General features: G+C 47.2%; 13 protein-coding genes. 11 read left to right on the top strand and 2 right to left on the bottom strand.

All coding sequences use genetic code 11. The annotated features are described in order from the left end of the window. Window positions 1–54 precede the first annotated feature (54 nt). Both M662_RS17935 and M662_RS17930 read left to right on the top strand, forming a co-directional pair. Window positions 55–3180 (top strand): efflux RND transporter permease subunit, encoded by a 3126-nt coding sequence (locus tag M662_RS17935; protein WP_026577809.1) that lies wholly within the window; start codon window positions 55–57, stop codon window positions 3178–3180. Window positions 3181–3305: 125 nt separating this feature from the next. Then, a complete protein-coding gene (locus M662_RS17930; RefSeq protein WP_008633702.1) occupies window positions 3306–4271 on the top strand; it encodes an NAD(P)/FAD-dependent oxidoreductase in 966 nt (321 codons plus the stop codon). Window positions 4272–4334: 63 nt separating this feature from the next. Here M662_RS17930 and rarD read toward each other — a convergent pair whose 3' ends face one another. After that, window positions 4335–5240 (bottom strand): EamA family transporter RarD, encoded by a 906-nt coding sequence (gene rarD, locus M662_RS17925; protein WP_026577810.1) that lies wholly within the window; start codon window positions 5238–5240, stop codon window positions 4335–4337. A gap of 144 nt (window positions 5241–5384) precedes the next feature. Next, a complete protein-coding gene (locus M662_RS17920; RefSeq protein WP_026577811.1) occupies window positions 5385–6971 on the bottom strand; it encodes an FAD-dependent oxidoreductase in 1587 nt (528 codons plus the stop codon). A 142-nt stretch (window positions 6972–7113) separates the two neighbouring features. Here M662_RS17920 and M662_RS17915 point away from each other — a divergent pair, with 142 nt between their 5' ends. The 9 genes from M662_RS17915 to cls all read left to right on the top strand — a co-directional run bounded on the left by M662_RS17915 (window position 7114) and on the right by cls (window position 16791). Beyond that, window positions 7114–8370, top strand: a complete 1257-nt coding sequence (locus tag M662_RS17915; RefSeq protein WP_026577812.1) for an EAL and HDOD domain-containing protein — start codon at window positions 7114–7116, stop codon at window positions 8368–8370. A gap of 94 nt (window positions 8371–8464) precedes the next feature. Further along, the gene (locus M662_RS17910) at window positions 8465–8896 is read left to right on the top strand and encodes a MarR family winged helix-turn-helix transcriptional regulator (protein WP_008634956.1); all 432 of its coding nucleotides are present in this window, start codon (window positions 8465–8467) and stop codon (window positions 8894–8896) included. Beyond that, the gene (locus tag M662_RS17905; protein WP_008634957.1) at window positions 8896–10086 is read left to right on the top strand and encodes an MFS transporter; all 1191 of its coding nucleotides are present in this window, start codon (window positions 8896–8898) and stop codon (window positions 10084–10086) included. The genes M662_RS17910 and M662_RS17905 overlap by 1 nt, the downstream gene beginning before the upstream one ends. Before the next feature lie 74 nt (window positions 10087–10160). Beyond that, window positions 10161–11333 carry a methionine gamma-lyase gene (megL, locus tag M662_RS17900; protein WP_026577813.1) on the top strand — a complete coding sequence of 391 codons (1173 nt, stop codon included), beginning with the start codon at window positions 10161–10163 and terminating at the stop codon, window positions 11331–11333. Between the two features lie 167 nt (window positions 11334–11500). Next, window positions 11501–11995 (top strand): PTS sugar transporter subunit IIA, encoded by a 495-nt coding sequence (locus M662_RS17895; protein WP_026577814.1) that lies wholly within the window; start codon window positions 11501–11503, stop codon window positions 11993–11995. A gap of 157 nt (window positions 11996–12152) precedes the next feature. Beyond that, window positions 12153–13097, top strand: a complete 945-nt coding sequence (locus tag M662_RS17890) for an aminoimidazole riboside kinase (protein WP_026577815.1) — start codon at window positions 12153–12155, stop codon at window positions 13095–13097. 13 nt (window positions 13098–13110) lie between these two features. After that, window positions 13111–14568 (top strand): glycoside hydrolase family 32 protein, encoded by a 1458-nt coding sequence (locus tag M662_RS17885; protein ID WP_008634961.1) that lies wholly within the window; start codon window positions 13111–13113, stop codon window positions 14566–14568. Between the two features lie 81 nt (window positions 14569–14649). Then, window positions 14650–15192, top strand: coding sequence for a transcription repressor NadR (locus M662_RS17880; protein ID WP_026577816.1), 543 nt, complete (start codon window positions 14650–14652; stop codon window positions 15190–15192). A gap of 156 nt (window positions 15193–15348) precedes the next feature. Continuing rightward, window positions 15349–16791 (top strand): cardiolipin synthase, encoded by a 1443-nt coding sequence (cls, locus tag M662_RS17875; protein ID WP_008634964.1) that lies wholly within the window; start codon window positions 15349–15351, stop codon window positions 16789–16791. Window positions 16792–16969 lie beyond the last annotated feature (178 nt).

The following is a 16969-nucleotide window of genomic DNA, read 5'->3' as shown; positions in this document are numbered from 1 at the left end:
ATATATTATATTGGTGAGTGACTGAACGGTCAAATGGAAGGGGAGAGTTCTTTTATGAAAAAAATCATCGATTTTTCGATGAATAACAAATTCGCTGTTTGGCTCATGACAATTCTGATTACAGCCGCCGGACTGTATGCGGGATTGAATATGAAGTTGGAAACCATTCCAAACATAGAGCCGCCGATTATAACAGTGACTACTACTTACCCGGGTGCGACACCCGAAGAAGTGGCATCCGAAATATCAGAACCACTGGAGCAACAGGTCGGTAACTTGAGTGGTGTAAAGACGGTAAGTTCGACCTCCTATCAGAATGCATCTTCACTTCAGCTGGAGTACAGCTTTGATAAGAGCTTGGACGAAGCGGAAGACGAGCTGCAAGAGGCAGTTGCGGATGTTGCCCTGCCTGAGGATGCTCAGGAGCCGTCCGTGTCCCGCTTGAACTTCAATGCTTTTCCTGTCGTAAGCTTCAGTGCCATCGATAAAGATGCCTCTTTGGAAGAACTGACGCAGGAAATGGAAGACACTGTCGTACCGGCACTTGAAGGTCTGGAGGGAGTTGCAGATGTTCAAGTTTCCGGACAACAGCTGAAAGAAGTCCGTATGACACTGGATGAGGACGCGCTTGCAGAACGCGGTCTTGATTCAGAGACGATCAAGAACTTGATACAAGGTTCGAATGTCAATTTCCCATTAGGGCTGTTTACGTTCGATGATTCACAGAAATCTGTCGTTCTGGATGGCAGTGTAGCCAATATAGAAGAATTGAAAGAATTAGAGATTCCTGCTGTACCTGCTTCTGGAGGCGGGGAAGCGCAGCAGGCCCCGGGCGGCCAGAACAGCCCGACAGGCACCGATCAGGCACAAACGACTTCTTCCATCCCGACAGTAGCGCTTGGAGACATCGCTGATATTCAAGTCGTTGGAGAAGCGGAATCCATTTCCAGAACCAATGGAGAAAATTCTATTGCTGTTCAAATCGTCAAGTCGCAGGAAGCGAATACAGTTGATGTCGTAAATGCGGTGAAAGCAGAGACAGAAGACCTCCAAACGGAATTGGACGGAGTGGAGTTTATTTATTCCTTCGACCAAGGAGAACCGATTGAAGAATCTGTCAGCACGATGCTGAATAAAGCGTTGTTTGGTGGAATCTTCGCTGTCATTGTCATTCTGTTGTTCTTAAGAAATATTAAAACGACTATCATATCCATTATTTCGATCCCTCTATCCCTGTTGATCGGGATCATTATCCTTAATCAAATGAATATTACGCTGAATATCATGACGCTTGGAGCTATGACGGTCGCCATCGGACGTGTCGTCGATGATTCCATTGTTGTTGTAGAAAACATATACAGGCGAATGTCTCTGCCTGGAGAATCATTGCGGGGCAAAGCGCTGATCAGGGAATCGACAAGAGAAATGTTCATGCCGATTCTTTCTTCGACGCTCGTAACTATCGCGGTGTTCCTGCCGCTTGGGCTTGTGGAAGGAACGGTCGGACAGATATTCCTTCCATTCGCTTTGACAGTAGTATTTGCTTTGCTTGCTTCTTTACTCGTGGCTGTCACCATTGTACCGATGCTGTCCCATACGTTATTGAAAAGCGATAAAATTAAGCAACAGCCTCATGAAGAGGGCGGCGGCCGGCTCGCTCGCTGGTATAAGTCAATATTGACCAAGGCTTTGAATCATAAGATCATTACATCGATTATTGCTGTTGCTGTATTGGTTGGGAGCATAGCCTTACTTCCTCTTGTCGGAACGAGTTTCCTTCCGGATCAGGAGCAGAAGATGGTCATCGCGACGTATAACCCGGAACCGGGTCAGACATTAGAGGATGTAGAGGCAGTTGCTGATGAAGCGCAGGACTTCTTCCTCGACCGTGATGGGGCGGAAACAATCCAGTATTCCGTCGGTGGAGAAAACCCAATGAACCCTGGTGCGTCGAATCAAGCGATGTTCTTCGTAGAATACAACGATGACACGGAAGCTTTTGACAAAGAAACGGAAACGGTCATTAAGGAATTAAACGCGAACTCAGATCAGGGAGAGTGGGTAAGCCAGGACTTCTCTGGTACTGGTTCAAGCAGTAACTTGGAACTGAGGGTATATGGAGAAAATATCGATGAAATCAAGCCGATTGTGACAGAGCTGGAAGATCTTCTTTCACAAGAAGATAACCTTCGTAATGTCGACTCCAGCCTTTCAGAATCCTACGATGAATATACACTCGTAGTGGATCACGATAAACTGAGTGAACTTGGCGTTACGGCTGCCCAGGTAGGAATGGAACTCAGCCAAAATAGAGAAGAACCTGTTCTGACAACCGTGCAGCAGGATGGAGAAGACTTGAACGTTTACTTAAACGTGGAGGAACCGGAATTATCAACGATAGAAGACTTGACCTCGCGGGAAATTCAAACGCCGCTAGGCCAGACGGTTCCGGTTTCTGAAGTGGTTGAAGTGGAAGAAGGAACGACTGCGGATACGATTACTCGTCGAGACAATCGTGTGTATGCGAGTGTCAGTGCAGAAATTACGGTAGACGACGTCGGAGCCGTTTCGGGTGACGTTTATGACAAAGCACAGGATATCGATACACCGTCCGGCGTAGAAATCACCCAGGGCGGAGTAGCCGAAGACATTGCTGATTCCTTCTCCCAACTAGGATTGGCCATGCTTGCTGCCATTGCAATCGTCTATTTGATTCTGGTCATCTTCTTTGGTGGAGGACTTGCGCCGCTTGCCATTTTGTTCTCGCTGCCATTCACCATCATTGGAGCGGTGCTTGGGCTGCTTATCAGCGGAGAAACCTTGAGTATTTCCGCTATGATTGGAGCACTCATGCTGATTGGTATCGTAGTAACGAACGCAATTGTACTAATTGACCGTGTCATCCATAAAGAGAAAGAAGGATTTACGACACGCGAAGCCTTGATTGATGCAGGTGTGACAAGACTCCGTCCGATTCTGATGACGGCATTAGCCACGATCGGCGCGCTGCTTCCGCTTGCGCTTGGTTTTGAAGGCGGTTCGATCATCAGTAAAGGGCTGGGTGTGACGGTAATCGGAGGTCTGGCAAGCTCGACGCTGCTGACACTGTTGATTGTTCCGTTGGTTTATGAGATTTTGTCTAAATTCCGCAAGAAAAAGCGGGTAACAGTAGAAGAGTAGGCGACTTCCGTACTATGTCCCTTGTTGAATAGTAAGTGGTAAAATAAGAACATCCTTGGATTGTCCGGGGGTGTTCTTTTTTCATGAAAGAGCATTCTACGAAAAGGAATATGGAGGTGGCTTAATTGGATCACTATGAGATTACGATCGTCGGTGCAGGGCTTGCTGGTATTACGGCAGCCAGAAGGTTTAAAAAACAAGGCCGGGATAATTTCGTTCTTGTAGATAAAGGAAGAAGTGTCGGCGGACGTCTCGCTACCCGTCGTGTCGCTCAGGGGAAGGCGGATCACGGCGCCCAGTTCTTCACAGTGAGGACCGAAGAGTTGGAGGAGGAAACGCAGGAGTGGCTCGATGAGGGGTGGGTGAAACGTTGGTTCGGGGAGGACTATCCTCGCTACACAGCAGTCGATGGAATGAACGGGTTAGCCAAACAGCTCGCCCAAAATATCCGTACTTCCTTACATACGAAGGTCGTCAAGCTGATGGAAATAGACGGCGGCTATCGTTTGTTTGGGGAAGATGGTGCAGAATGGCAGTCCGACAAAGTTCTGTTCACAATGCCGGCTCCGCAGGTTGTGGAGTTGATACGAAACAGTAATCTTGATATGGATCCTTCTTCTTGGAAACAGCTGAAGGATATCTTGTTTGAGCCTACTTATGTCGGGATTTATCATTTCAATGAAGCGACGGGTCTTCCGGATGGAGGTCATCTGGATAAGGATCTCCCGGAGGGCGTGGAGCGGGTGGTTGACCATCAGAAAAAAGGAATATCTGAAGATCCTGTTGTCAGTGTTTATATGCAGGGGGATTGGTCCAGAAAGCATTATGGGGAAGATTATGTACTTTCCCTGATTAAGGACAAGGTCGATACTTACCTCGACTGGAGTCATTTAGAGTCGGAGCAGCTGAAGCGTTGGCGGTATGCGCAGGCGAAGAAGGTCGTCCAACAATCCTATCTCGATTTGTCGGGAGACGGTCGCCTCGTCGCAGCCGGGGATGCTTTCCTTCGCCCGAATGATCAGGCGGGGAGGACCAGACTCGAAAGTGCCTATCTATCCGGCAAAGACGCTGCGGCTTTTCTAAGCTGGTAATAACGTAAAAAAGCTCTCTGTGCGCAGAGAGCTTTTTTGATTAAAGAGCGAGGCGGTAAAGGATCAGCTCGCTTTTCTATAATATTTCTGCAGACGCTTCATCCGGCTGAATGTATAGACGGCGAGTCCTGCCCATATCAGACTGAAGGATACAGCGTGTACGGATGTGAACGGTTCTTCATAGAGGAAGACGCCGATCAAAAGCATGATAGTCGGAGCGAAGTACTGCAGGAAGCCGACCATGGACAAGGGGATTCGCTTCGCTCCTGCCCCGAATAAGAGCAGCGGGATGGCTGTGACGATACCGGAACCAAGTACGAGAAGAGTTGTTGATGAAAACACAGTGATTTCTTCCCATTGCCCATATTGTCGTTGAAGAAGAAAGGCAACGGCCACAGGAGTTACAATCATGGTTTCTAATGCAAGTCCGAACATAGCGTGGAGCGGGACGAGCTTCTTCAGTAGTCCATACGCACCGAAGCTGAATGCGAGCAGCAGGGCGAGCCATGGAATGGAACCGAAATGGAATGTCATGTAGAGGACGCCCAGACCTGCAAGAAGGAAGGCGGTCCACTGTGCTTTTGAAAATGTCTCTTTAAGAATAATCATTCCGAGCAGGATGCTCACCAGGGGATTAATGTAGTAGCCGAGACTTGCCTCTACCACATGCCCTGTATTGACAGCCAGTATGTAAACGACCCAGTTAATGCTGATGGTGATCGAAGCAAATACAATTCCGATGATCTGTTTTTTATCTTTTAGAATCAATCGAGCCTGTTTTAGGAATGCATGATAATTACGAGTAGCCAAAATCACGATTCCCATGAACACGAAGGACCAGACGATCCGGTGGGCGAGAATTTCAAAGGCTGGGATGTGCTGAATCAACTTCCAGTAAATAGGGAGGAATCCCCAGCATATGTAGGAACCGGCAGTGAGAAGGATGCCTGCTTTTTGTTCTTTGTCCATGTGAAGAAGTCCTTTCTGTGTGGCTCTTAAAATTTTTCATACGAATCATTATAGCACCGATTCCTGGAAAGGACAGCAGGGAAAAAGACGCAGGAAAGATAATAAAACCAGACACCTGAGGAAGTGGTGTCTGGTTTTATCGAATCAGATTTGATCTTGATTTCCATTCGAATCCTCTTCTAGTTGGACAGGAATATCTTTTTCGTCTTCTACAGCAAGCTTCATAAGCGGACGGTCGGCAGGTCCTTCCATCACAGACCCGTCAAAAGCGAAACGCGATCCATGGCATGGACAGTCCCAGGTGCGTTCAGCATTGTTCCACTCCACTTCGCAGCCTAGATGGGTACAGGTTGTATCCAAAACATGAAGCTTCCCTTCTTCATCTCTAAAGGCGCCGGCGCGCTCTCCTTTCCATTGGACAACCATCCCTTCGCCCTTATCCAATGTTTCCGGACGGTCAGCGACAAGTTCCAGTTTTCCTTCGATTAAGTGACTGGCGACATCAAAATTCTGAGACAGGAAGTGTTTCATGCTTGGATCTGCTTTGAAACGGGCCGGCTTGAATAATTCGTGATAGAGGGACTGCTCTCTCATAACATAATCACGAAGCAGCATGGCTGCGAGTGTTCCGTTCGTCATGCCCCATTTGCGGAAGCCGGAAGCGATCAAAACCCGATGATTGTTCCTTGTTATTGGTCCGATATAAGGTACTTTATCAAGCGTCGTCAAGTCTTGCGCAGACCACTGAAACAGCTTCTGTTTTATGCCGAATGTCTCGGAGGCGAATTCTTCCAAGGCCCGGTAGTGAAAGGAAGTATCGACACCCTGGCCTGTTTTGTGGCTTTCGCCTCCGATCAGCAGTACAGAAGTTCCGTTGTAGTCGGCTGTTCTTATCGAGCGTTTAGGTTCATCAATAGAGATGTACATCCCTGGTGGTACGGCCTTTTCCGGCTCAATAGCTATGACATAAGAGCGTTCTGCATACATGCGGCTGAAGTAGAGGCCCTTTCCGTCATAGAAAGGGAAGTGGCTGCAGGAGATGACGTAGTCGCTTGTAAGTGTGAACCCTTCCCCGGTGCGTACATGAACTCTTTCGGCTTCTTTCACGTCCACGGCCTTTGTGTGTTCGCAGACTTCGCCGCCAAGACGGATAAATTCGTCGACAAGTCCTTTCAAATACTTCACTGGATGAAATCGCGCCTGGTTTGTCATGAGGAGCGTCCGGTTGGCATCACTGTCAAAAGGGACCTCGTCTCCGATCGCACCTTCAATTTTCAGTTTTTGATAGGCCTCGTATTCTTGTTCGAGCTTATGAGCTCCCTGCTTCGTAGTGGAGAATAGAAATGCATCTTCTTTCTCCCATTCACAGTCAATCTTGTGTTTGGTAATAAGATTCTCCATGGTTTGGAGTGCATCCATCTGAGCCTGGTAGTATAAGGCAGCCGATTCTTCCCCGAAGTGTTTTAACAATTCATTGTAGATCAGCCCGTGCTGGGCCGTTACTTTAGCAGTCGTATGGCCGCTGGTCCCATTCAACAGTACATCTGATTCAATCAGGGTTACCTGTCTGCCTTCTTTTGCAAGCAGATAAGCGGTTGTAATTCCTGTGATGCCACCGCCGACGACTGTGACTTCTGTTTGTTTATTTTCTTTGAGTGCTTCGAAAGCAGGCAGGCGTAAATTTTCGCGCCACATCGGCTCTGGTTGTGTCCATTTCTCGTGATGTCCCATGCTTTTCCTCCTATGAATGTTTCTTTATCTTCATTATTTCCTTTCTTTACCGTTTCATGTATATCCTCTCCAAAATTAACAAGTAAATGGGTTTGTAGTATAATTGAGGAAGTGTATGCGTGCGTTGGAGGGAGGTTGGAAAATGTATGTGTTTGTGGCGAGACAGCCGATTTTAACGGTTGCCGATGAAGTGTTCGGTTATGAATTGTTATATAGGAATAGTGAAGAGAATCGTTTTGTGCCGGTAGATCCGAACAAGGCGACGTCTGAGGTGTTGATGAACGGGTTTATTACAATCGGTTTGGAGCGCCTTTCCAGGAACAAACCATGTTTCATTAACTTTACGGAAGACTTATTGCTGGAGAAAGTACCGGAATATTTCCGTCCGGATCAGCTGGTCATCGAGATTCTCGAGAACGTCTCTTTAAGTCTGGATTTGATCCGGGTGTGCAGGGACTTGAAGCAGAAAGGGTACTTAATAGCCCTGGATGACATGATCGATATTAACAGGCCGGCCTTGATGGAACTTCTGCATTATGTTGATATTCTAAAAGTGGACGTACGAGCGGTTTCTGATGAAAATCGTAGGAAGATCATCCAGCTGGCGGAAGATTTCTCTTTGACTCTTCTTGCAGAGAAGGTGGAGACATTGGAAGAACACCAGCGTTGTATGAAGGAAGGCTTCCGATTGTTTCAAGGATTTTATTACAGCAAGCCTGTTATCGTCCAAGCGTCTTCTATTATGCCGCTGAACATTACGTATCTGCGGTTAATTCGTGAATTGTCTGTTCTGGAGGAGTCAGTCGATGTCGATAAGGTGACATCCATATTGGAGCAGGACCTCGCATTAACTTATAAACTGCTCCGCTTGATCAATTCTTCCCTTTATAAGCCGAAGTATTCCATTCACTCCATCAAGCAGGCAGTCATGCTGCTGGGCACCGAGACGCTGAAAAAGTGGATGTACGTCTTGACGGTAGAGAATGCTGCTCCTCCCACGCACCCTCGGGAGCAATTGGTTATGAAAACGAGTCTGACCAGGGCAAAGGTGTGTGAACAACTGGCTTTGGCTTCAGGAGAAGGAGATATGGCAGACGGACATTTCCTAACGGGATTTCTTTCTCTTATTGATGTCATCACTCAGCGCCCATTGGCGGAAGCAGTAAGCACCCTGCCGCTGGAGGCAGATATCTTAGCAGCTCTTCAAGGCGGTGAAAACCGTTTCCGGAAAATCCTTGAATTGGCCGTCCATTTGGAGACGGCAGATTTTCAGAAGCTGGGAGAGTCGTTAGGCGGGATGCCTTTGAACGTGTCTACGGTGTTTGAAATATACGCCCAGGCTGTCTCTTGGACGGAAGAGCTGTTTCAAGAGAACTTTATGGAAAAAATAACAGAATAGACAGACCTGGAACATCATGTTAAAATACTCTTTATGTGTTTAGAGAGTATTTTTTTACAACAACCGTTACCTAGGTAAAGAAAGGAGGAGTATAGTGTCACTCATCTTTCACCACATTCAGCAATTATCCCGTAATGTGAATCAATATTTGAATGAAGCGCTCAAGGAGGAAGAAATCTACATGTCCCATTGGGCTGTCCTGTTCCAACTGTATTCCAATGGAGGAGTGATGACGCAGTCCGTATTGAGAGAGCGGCTTAATATCGAAGCGCCTCCTTTGTCGAGGGTCATCGTTAAATTAGAGAGTTTGGGATACGTATCCAAAGGTCCCAGCGAAGATCAACGAACAAATGACATCACTCTTACCGAGGCTGGCACAAAAGCATTCCCGAGATGGCAGCAAGCCATCCAAGATTCAGAAGAAAGGCTTCTGAAGGAACTGGGTGCGGATAATGAACGGGATCTTGAGTCTTTAATCAAGCATTTATCGGATATAATTTCGAAGGAAAGAAGGAAGTCAAATTGATGGAAAAGGAACCACTATGGACGAAGAATTTTTTGACGGTATGCGCCAGTAACTTTTTCTTATTTCTCGTCTTTTACTTAATGTTCGTTACGATGCCGTTGTATGCAATGGACGGTCTTCACGTCGGGGAGGGGGAAGCTGGACTTGTCATTACGATCTTTCTTATCGCTGCCATTCTCATCCGTCCATTGACGGGACATTGGGTGGAGACGATTGGAAGGCGCCGCATTGCTCTGACCGCTCTCTCCATTTTTGGAGTCAGTGCAGTTTTGTACCTGTTGACGGACGCATTTACGGCTGTACTCGCTATTCGTTTTCTTCAAGGAATCGGATTTGGTATGGGGACGACGGTTCTGGGCGCGATGGCGGCAGATGTTATTCCAGTTCAGAGGAAAGGCGAGGGGATGGGATACTTTGCCATGTCTATGAATATTGCCATGGTCATCGGACCTTTCCTTGGGCTGTTCCTTGTTAAGAATACGGGGTTTCGTTTCATGTTCCTGACGTGCCTTGTCTTCGCCTTTGCTGCTTTGGTGACGGCTCTGTTTATTACGATATCGGAGGAACGTAGTGGATCGATGCAGCGTAGCTTCGTTCCGAAAGTGTCAGGCCTCTTTGAAGTAACGGTCATCCCGATTGCGCTGACGGGAGCAGTGATGGCGCTCGCGTACTCCGGGGTGCTGTCGTTTGTATCCGTGTATGCGAAGGGGCTGGGACTGGAAACATATGCAACATTCTTCTTTGTCGTATATGCGGTCGTGCTCCTCCTTTCTCGTCCATTTACAGGCAAATGGTTTGATCAGCACGGAGAGAATGTCATCGTCGTTCCTGCGATTGCCGTTTTTGGAATCGGAATGATTCTATTGAGCATCGCAGACAGCGGCTTGCTGCTGCTCATCTCCGGCGGTTTGATCGGCTTAGGCTGGGGAACCATCGTCCCGAGCTTTCAAACGATTGCATTGAAAAAAGTGCCGGAGCGCCCCGGTGCCGCGACAGCTACTTTCTTCGCAATCTTCGATACGGGAATGGGTGTCGGCTCTTACGTAGTAGGAGCAGTGGCATCAGGAATCGGCTTTTCTTCTCTGTATTTCAATAGTTCCTTCCTTGTTTTTGCCGGGATCATCATTTATATGGTTCTCCATGGAAGAAGGAAACAGAAGGCGAGCCCCCGCATAGAATATAGTAGTTAAGAAGGAGGTCTTTCCCTCCTTCTTTTGTTAAGATTATTGTAAACGCTTACAATATATAGGTGGGAGAGATAGGTATGAAAAGGGAGAAAAAACAGATAGAGACAGAGATGATCCATGGTGGTCCGGAAAGAAACTACGAAGGAAGTTTAGCAGCACCGATTTTTCAAACGTCCACTTTTTCGTTCTCATCGGCTGCGGAGGGGGAGCGCCGATTTGCCGGGGAAGAGGAAGGGTATATATATACGCGCCTCGGAAACCCGACCGTGCGGGCGTTGGAAGATAGAATCGCTGTGTTGGAAGGCGGCGAGAAAGGGCTTGCTTTTGCATCGGGAATGGCAGCTGTTTCCGCTGTGTTGATCGCCCTGACGAAAACAGGGGATCATATCCTGTGTTCCAACGGGTTGTACGGATGTACATTCGGGCTGCTTACCATGATGGAGGAGAAGTATGACATTACACACAGTTTCAGTCATATGAGGACAGAAGAGGAAGTGCGGGAGCAAATAACGGATAGGACGACGTGTGTCTTCATTGAAACGCCGATTAATCCTACAATGCGGGTGATTGATCTTGAGATGGTCGCAAAAGCAGCTAAGGAATATGGTGTTCCGGTCGTGGTGGACAATACATTCTGCACCCCTTATCTCCAGCGCCCATTGGAAAAAGGGTGCGATATTGTTATCCATAGTGCGACGAAATATATCAGCGGACACGGAGATGTTATTGCAGGTCTTGTGGTCGGCGATGAAGAATTCATGAACCGTCTTCGAATGTCGGAACAGAAGGACATAGGTGGAGTATTGTCTCCTTTTGATGCCTGGCTGCTTTTGAGAGGATTAAAAACGCTCCATGTCCGTATGGATCGCCACAGTTCAAATGCACAAGTGATTGCTGATAAGCTGGCTTCTCACCCGAGAGTAGAGCGTGTCTATTATCCTGGAGTAAGGGAGATAGACAGCCCGGCCGGCCGGCAGATGAGAAATGGCGGTGGAGTCGTTGCTTTTGAACTGAGTGGAGGCAAGCGTGAGGCGCAGAACTTCATTGACAGATTATCGTTTATTCGGATTGCCGTCAGCCTTGGGGATGCGGAGACGCTTATTCAGCACCCCGCCTCGATGACCCATGCAGTCGTACCGGCACACAAAAGGGAAGAAATGGGGATTACCGATTCGCTGATCCGCCTGTCCGTAGGACTTGAAGCAGCTGATGATATTTGGCATGATATATATCAAGCATTATCCGTGTGAGCGGGAAGAAGCCGGAGCAATTTGAACCGGCTTCTTCTTTAAATGGACAAAGGTTCCGCGTTTACCTTATTTTTTGAAGGGAAAAGAAACACATGGATAATGTGAGGAAGGAAACGGACAGCAATACCCTCTAAATACAAATGATAAGCAGAAAGGGACGATGCAGTATGTTTAAGAAACTATTTGGTAAGAAAAGTGTAGAAGAGCAAATCGTAGCACCTGTAAATGGTAAGGTTGTACCTCTGGACGAAGTGGACGACCCTGTATTCAGTCAGCGGATGATGGGGGACGGAATCGCTGTCGAACCCAGCGACGGAAAGGTCGTGGCACCCGTTTCCGGAGAAATTGTCCAGCTGTTCCCGACGAATCACGCGATCGGAATTAAAACGAAATCCGGTGTGGAAGTTCTTGTCCATATCGGTCTTGAAACCGTCTCCATGGAAGGAGAAGGGTTTGAAGGACATGTGAAAACCGGCGACCACGTGGATGTCGGAGATCATTTGATCACGTTCGATGTTGAATTAGTGAAAGAGAAAGCGAAAAGCACGATTACACCAGTGGTCATCACGAACTATGATGATATCGTCGATCAATTCGACCCTGCTTATTCCGACGGTGCAAGCGCAGGTCAGACGACCGTTGCCACACTCCAGACAAAATAAAAGGACAAGCCCTTGATGAGGTATTTCAAGGGCTTTTTTTTAGATCGGAAACTTTCTTAGATTAGGATTGGAAACGTTACCGGGAACGACGTATAATGAAAACAGAGTTTGTCCCAATGGTAAGGGAACGGCCAATTGTAAAGAGAGGATGAGTGATATGAAGAAAGGTATCATCAGTTTAGGAGAAGCCCTGATCGATTTTATCCCTTTGGATGATCAGAACATAAATTTTCAAAAAAGTCCCGGTGGGGCACCTGCTAACGTAGCCGTCGGTCTTGCACGGCTTGGAGCAAAATCTACGTTCCTCGGTAAAGTAGGAGACGACGTACTCGGACGCTTTTTGAAAGAGACACTGGGCAGCTATGGTGTACATACGGACCACATGTACTTAACGCAGGACACGAGGACCGGTGTCGTATTCGTTACGCTTGGGGAAGACGGAGAACGAAGCTTTGATTTCTACATCGACCCAAGTGCCGATCGTTTTCTTGAGGAAGAAGAGATTGATGATGATTTATTCCGAGCTCATAACTTATTCCACTTCGGTTCGATTTCCATGATCAATGAGCCTTCGAAGTCTGCTACCAAGAAGGCGGTTGCGCGTGCCCGAGAAGAAGGGATGATTGTTTCTTATGATCCTAACCTCCGACTCGGGTTGTGGCCTTCCGGAGAGCAGGCGAAAGAAACAATTCTTTCTATGCTCGGAGAGGCGGATGTTGTGAAAATCTCAGAAGAAGAATTGGAATTTCTTACAGGGGAACAGGAAATAGATAAAGGTGTAAGAGCACTTGCATCGTATGACATTCCATTGCTTTACGTAACGATGGGCGGGGAAGGAAGTCATCTGTTTACAAATTCCGGTCATGTCCACGTTCCGGCTATGAAAGTAAAAGCTGTCGACACCACAGGAGCGGGGGATGCCTTTGTTTCAGGGATCCTTTATCAATTAAGCGAGCGTAATCAAGCTGTTGACGAGTTATCTATGGAAGACATGGAATCGATTACTCGTTTTGCAAGTGTATCGGGTGCGCTTGCGGCCGCGACCAAAGGGGCAATGACGGCATTACCGACCTTGGATGAGGTCGAAGGATATTTGAAATAAGGGAGGCGTCGTTTTGTCAGAACGCGATTTAGAATTACGAAGACTAGCTAACGAAGAAGTGGAGAAGCATAAGGACACAGTGGAATCCGATCCTTACCGCCTGAAGTATCATCATATGCCCCCGGTCGGGCTGCTGAATGATCCGAACGGATTTATTCAATGGAAAGGTACGTACCATCTTTTCTACCAATGGATGCCCTTCGACACCGGCCATGGTGCGAAGTTTTGGGGCCATTACGCCTCCGAAGACTTAGTGAAATGGCGGCATGAGCCCATAGCTTTGACGCCTTCGGACTGGTTTGACAAAAACGGAGTTTATTCAGGAAGTGCAGTGGTTCATGATGATGAACTCTATCTTTTCTATACGGGAAATGTAAAAGACGAGAATGATAACCGGGAGGCTTATCAATGCATCGCAGTATCGCAAGACGGTGTACACTTCGAGAAACAAGGGGTGGCTGTCAACCTTCCTGAAGGGTACACACCTCACTTCAGAGATCCAAAAGTTTGGAAGAAAGCCGATCATTGGTATATGGTCATTGGAGCACAAAGCGAAGATCTTCAAGGGAAAGTTGTTATGTTCCAGTCATCAGACTTAAAGAACTGGGAGTTGATGGGTCCGGTGACAGGAAGCGGGGAGGGGACCCTTGGCTCCTTCGGTTATATGTGGGAATGTCCCGACTTGTTTGAACTAGGTGGAAAAGACATCCTGATCGTATCGCCTCAAGGGCTGCAACCTCAAGGTATGAACTATGCCAATACGTATCAGAGTGGATACTTCGCAGGTGCTCTTGATTACAACACTGGAAAGCTTGAGCACGAAGACTTCCGGGAACTAGACCGAGGGTTTGAGTTCTATGCCCCTCAAACGACCCTGGACGAACAGGGGAGAAGGCTTCTCTTCGGATGGATGGGTGTGCCTGACCAGTATGAACAGGCCCATCCAACCATCGAATATCAGTGGGTTCACTGCATGACCCTTCCGAGAGAATTGACCTGGAATGGCACGCAGATCATTCAGAAGCCTGCGGAAGAGCTTAAGCAGATGAGAGGACCGGTGCTCCTTCATTCGTCTATTACGATTAACAATGATCAAAAGGCAATCAGAGGGATAGAAGGGAAAAGCGTTGAGTGGAACCTGGAGTTTGAGAAAATTGAGGATCAATTCGCCATCGAGCTTTTCCAATACGCTTCTTTAAGTTATAAGGACGGCGTGCTCACCTTGTCCAGGCCCCATTTGGAGGACAAAACGAAAACGGAATTCCGTCGGGTCGCCCTTGAACAAGGGTTGAAGAGTATGCGTTTGTACGTCGACCACTCCTCTCTTGAAGTATTCATAAATGAAGGGGAAGAAGTTATGACTTCACGAATCTTCCCTCAGCCGGAAGAAGAACATATTCTGTTCACCTCCCTCGGTGAAAGTACATTCTCTATTGAACAATGGAAGCTGGATGGTTTTCAACACGCCTGATTGCTAACGGACGTGTGCTTCCAGAATAAATACAGATTGTGATAAAATGTTCTTATGTTAATCGTACGGAGGGGTCATGTGATGAGTCAATCTTCTAAAAAAATGAAAGCAAGTGAACGGCGCGACCATATTCTAACGTTATTGAAACAGAAGCGTACTCCTGTAACGGGAAGCTCTCTGGCAGAGGAAATGAGCGTGACCCGCCAGGTGATCGTCGGCGATGTGTCCTTGTTGAAAGCTGCCAATGAACCGATTGTCGCTACTAGTCAGGGGTACATGTACATGACAGATGCGAAAGAAGACATGGCATTCGAACGGACGATTGTCTGCCAGCATGCCGGTGAATCAACGGAAGAAGAATTGAATATTCTTGTTGACCACGGAGTCCATGTCCAGGACGTCGTCGTAGAACATCCGATTTACGGCGACTTGACAGCTCAGCTGCGCATAGCGAACAGGCGGGATGTGAAGAAGTTCATTCGGAAGGTCGAGTCCACCAACGCCTCGTATCTTTTGGAACTCACGGGAGGTATTCACACCCACACGATAGCAGCGGATAATAAGGAAGCATTGGATGAAGCAGAAGAAGCCTTGCAAGAAGCCGGTATTCTTCTGAATCAATAGCCATGCAGAAAAAAGGGAAATGCTTTATCAAGAAGCATCTCCCTTTTTTCTTATGAAGCGGAAGAGATATCCCTCTGTTTTAATCAGGGTGGTTTCGGGGATGAGTGTGGTATATTTAAATAATAATCGTAAGATAGGTAAAGGCAGGTGATTCCAATGGATTTTTTACCTCACATACTCAGCTTTCTCCTAGCATTTAACGTTCTTCTCGCTCTGGCGATTGTGTTCCTCGAACGAAGGGATGCAAGTGCGACGTGGGCATGGTTGATGGTCTTGTTGTTCTTACCGATCGTCGGCTTTATCTTATACTTAATCTTCGGAAGGCGTTTGAGCAACAAAGAAATTTTTACGTGGGATAAGAAAAGCAGGCTTGGCTTACTGACCGCTGTGCAGGAGCAGCTGCAGGCGATCAAGGAGGATAAGCTGGAAGTGTATCATGAGGACATCATTCCATATGAAGATTTAATTTATATGCACTTAAAGAATAATGATGCATTGCTGTCCCAGAACAATGAAGTGGAAATATTCACGGACGGCCAGAAGAAATTCCATGCTCTGATGCAGGATATTGAAGAAGCGGAGGATCACATTCATCTGCTGTATTATATTCTTAGAGATGATAATCTCGGGCAGAGGCTGGCGGACGTCCTGATAAGGAAAGCACAGCAGGGACTTGAGGTAAAATTACTATATGATGATATGGGCTCGAGGCTCTTGAAGAGAAAGTACAAGAAGAAGCTGGTCGAGGCAGGAGTTCAAGTCGAGTCTTTCTTTCCGTCTCTTATTCCAAAGGTCAATTTCAAAATCAATTATCGTAATCATAGAAAACTGGCAATTATTGATGGGAAGATCGGTTACATCGGCGGTTTCAACATCGGCGATGAATACTTAGGGTTCAACAAGCGTTTCGGATACTGGCGTGATACGCATTTGAGAGTGGAAGGGGAAACGGTCAATCACATGCAGACGCGCTTCATTCTCGACTGGAATCAGGCTTCCAGAAGGGATATCGTCTATGAAGAGCGTTATTATCAGGCGGAACCGAAGGGGGATGTCGGCATGCAGATCGTTTCCAGCGGGCCGGATTCCGAATGGGAGCAGATCAAGCATGGGTACATTAAGATGATTCTGTCTGCTAAGGATTATGTGTACATTCAAACGCCTTACTTCATTCCTGATGACAGTTTGCTGGATGCACTCCGCGTAGCTGTCCTTTCCGGGGTCGACGTCAGGATTATGATCCCCAACAAGCCGGATCATCCATTCGTATACTGGGCTACTTACTCCAATATCGGCGATATGCTGAAGGCGGGAGCAACCATTTATGTATATCAAAAGGGGTTCCTGCATGCGAAAACGTTAGTAGTTGATGGGAATATAGCATCCGTCGGAACAGCAAACATCGATGTTCGAAGCTTTCGGTTGAATTTCGAGGTCAATGCCTTCCTCTACCATCCGGATATCTCCAAAACCCTGGCAGACCGATTTCAGGAAGACATTGCAGATTCGACAGAGCTCACTTTGAAGCTCTATCAATCCAGATCGAAATGGATAAGGTTTAAAGAAGCCATTTCCAGGCTGTTATCACCGATTCTTTAAATAGAAGCGGAAATAAAAAGAGCCCCTGCGCAATGCGCAGGGGCTCTTTCGAGAGAGGTTGGTTATAATAATGGTGTCTGAAAGGTCTGCGGCAAAGTTCAATCAGGCATTGGTTGGAGGGGGGATCGTATGCCTGGTCCCCTTTAACCGCCAGACGTTTCAAGACATATCAAATTAA

The organism is Bacillus sp. SB49, assembly GCF_000469135.2.
In the GTDB taxonomy this organism is placed as follows: Bacteria; Bacillota; Bacilli; order Bacillales; family Halobacillaceae; genus Halobacillus.
Note: the sequence above shows the minus strand (reverse complement) of the source record. Positions and strands in the feature narration are given on the sequence as shown.

Excerpts from the sequence above, each read along its gene's own strand:
- M662_RS17920 (WP_026577811.1), bottom strand. The coding sequence starts at position 6,971 with ATGGGACATCACGAGAAATGGACACAACCAGAGCCGATGTGGCGCGAA.
- cls (WP_008634964.1), top strand. The coding sequence starts at position 15,349 with ATGGATTTTTTACCTCACATACTCAGCTTTCTCCTAGCATTTAACGTT.
- M662_RS17880 (WP_026577816.1), top strand. The coding sequence starts at position 14,650 with ATGAGTCAATCTTCTAAAAAAATGAAAGCAAGTGAACGGCGCGACCAT.
- M662_RS17915 (WP_026577812.1), top strand. The coding sequence starts at position 7,114 with ATGTATGTGTTTGTGGCGAGACAGCCGATTTTAACGGTTGCCGATGAA.
- rarD (WP_026577810.1), bottom strand. The coding sequence starts at position 5,240 with ATGGACAAAGAACAAAAAGCAGGCATCCTTCTCACTGCCGGTTCCTAC.
- M662_RS17935 (WP_026577809.1), top strand. The coding sequence starts at position 55 with ATGAAAAAAATCATCGATTTTTCGATGAATAACAAATTCGCTGTTTGG.
- M662_RS17905 (WP_008634957.1), top strand. The coding sequence starts at position 8,896 with ATGGAAAAGGAACCACTATGGACGAAGAATTTTTTGACGGTATGCGCC.
- M662_RS17890 (WP_026577815.1), top strand. The coding sequence starts at position 12,153 with ATGAAGAAAGGTATCATCAGTTTAGGAGAAGCCCTGATCGATTTTATC.
- M662_RS17895 (WP_026577814.1), top strand. The coding sequence starts at position 11,501 with ATGTTTAAGAAACTATTTGGTAAGAAAAGTGTAGAAGAGCAAATCGTA.
- megL (WP_026577813.1), top strand. The coding sequence starts at position 10,161 with ATGAAAAGGGAGAAAAAACAGATAGAGACAGAGATGATCCATGGTGGT.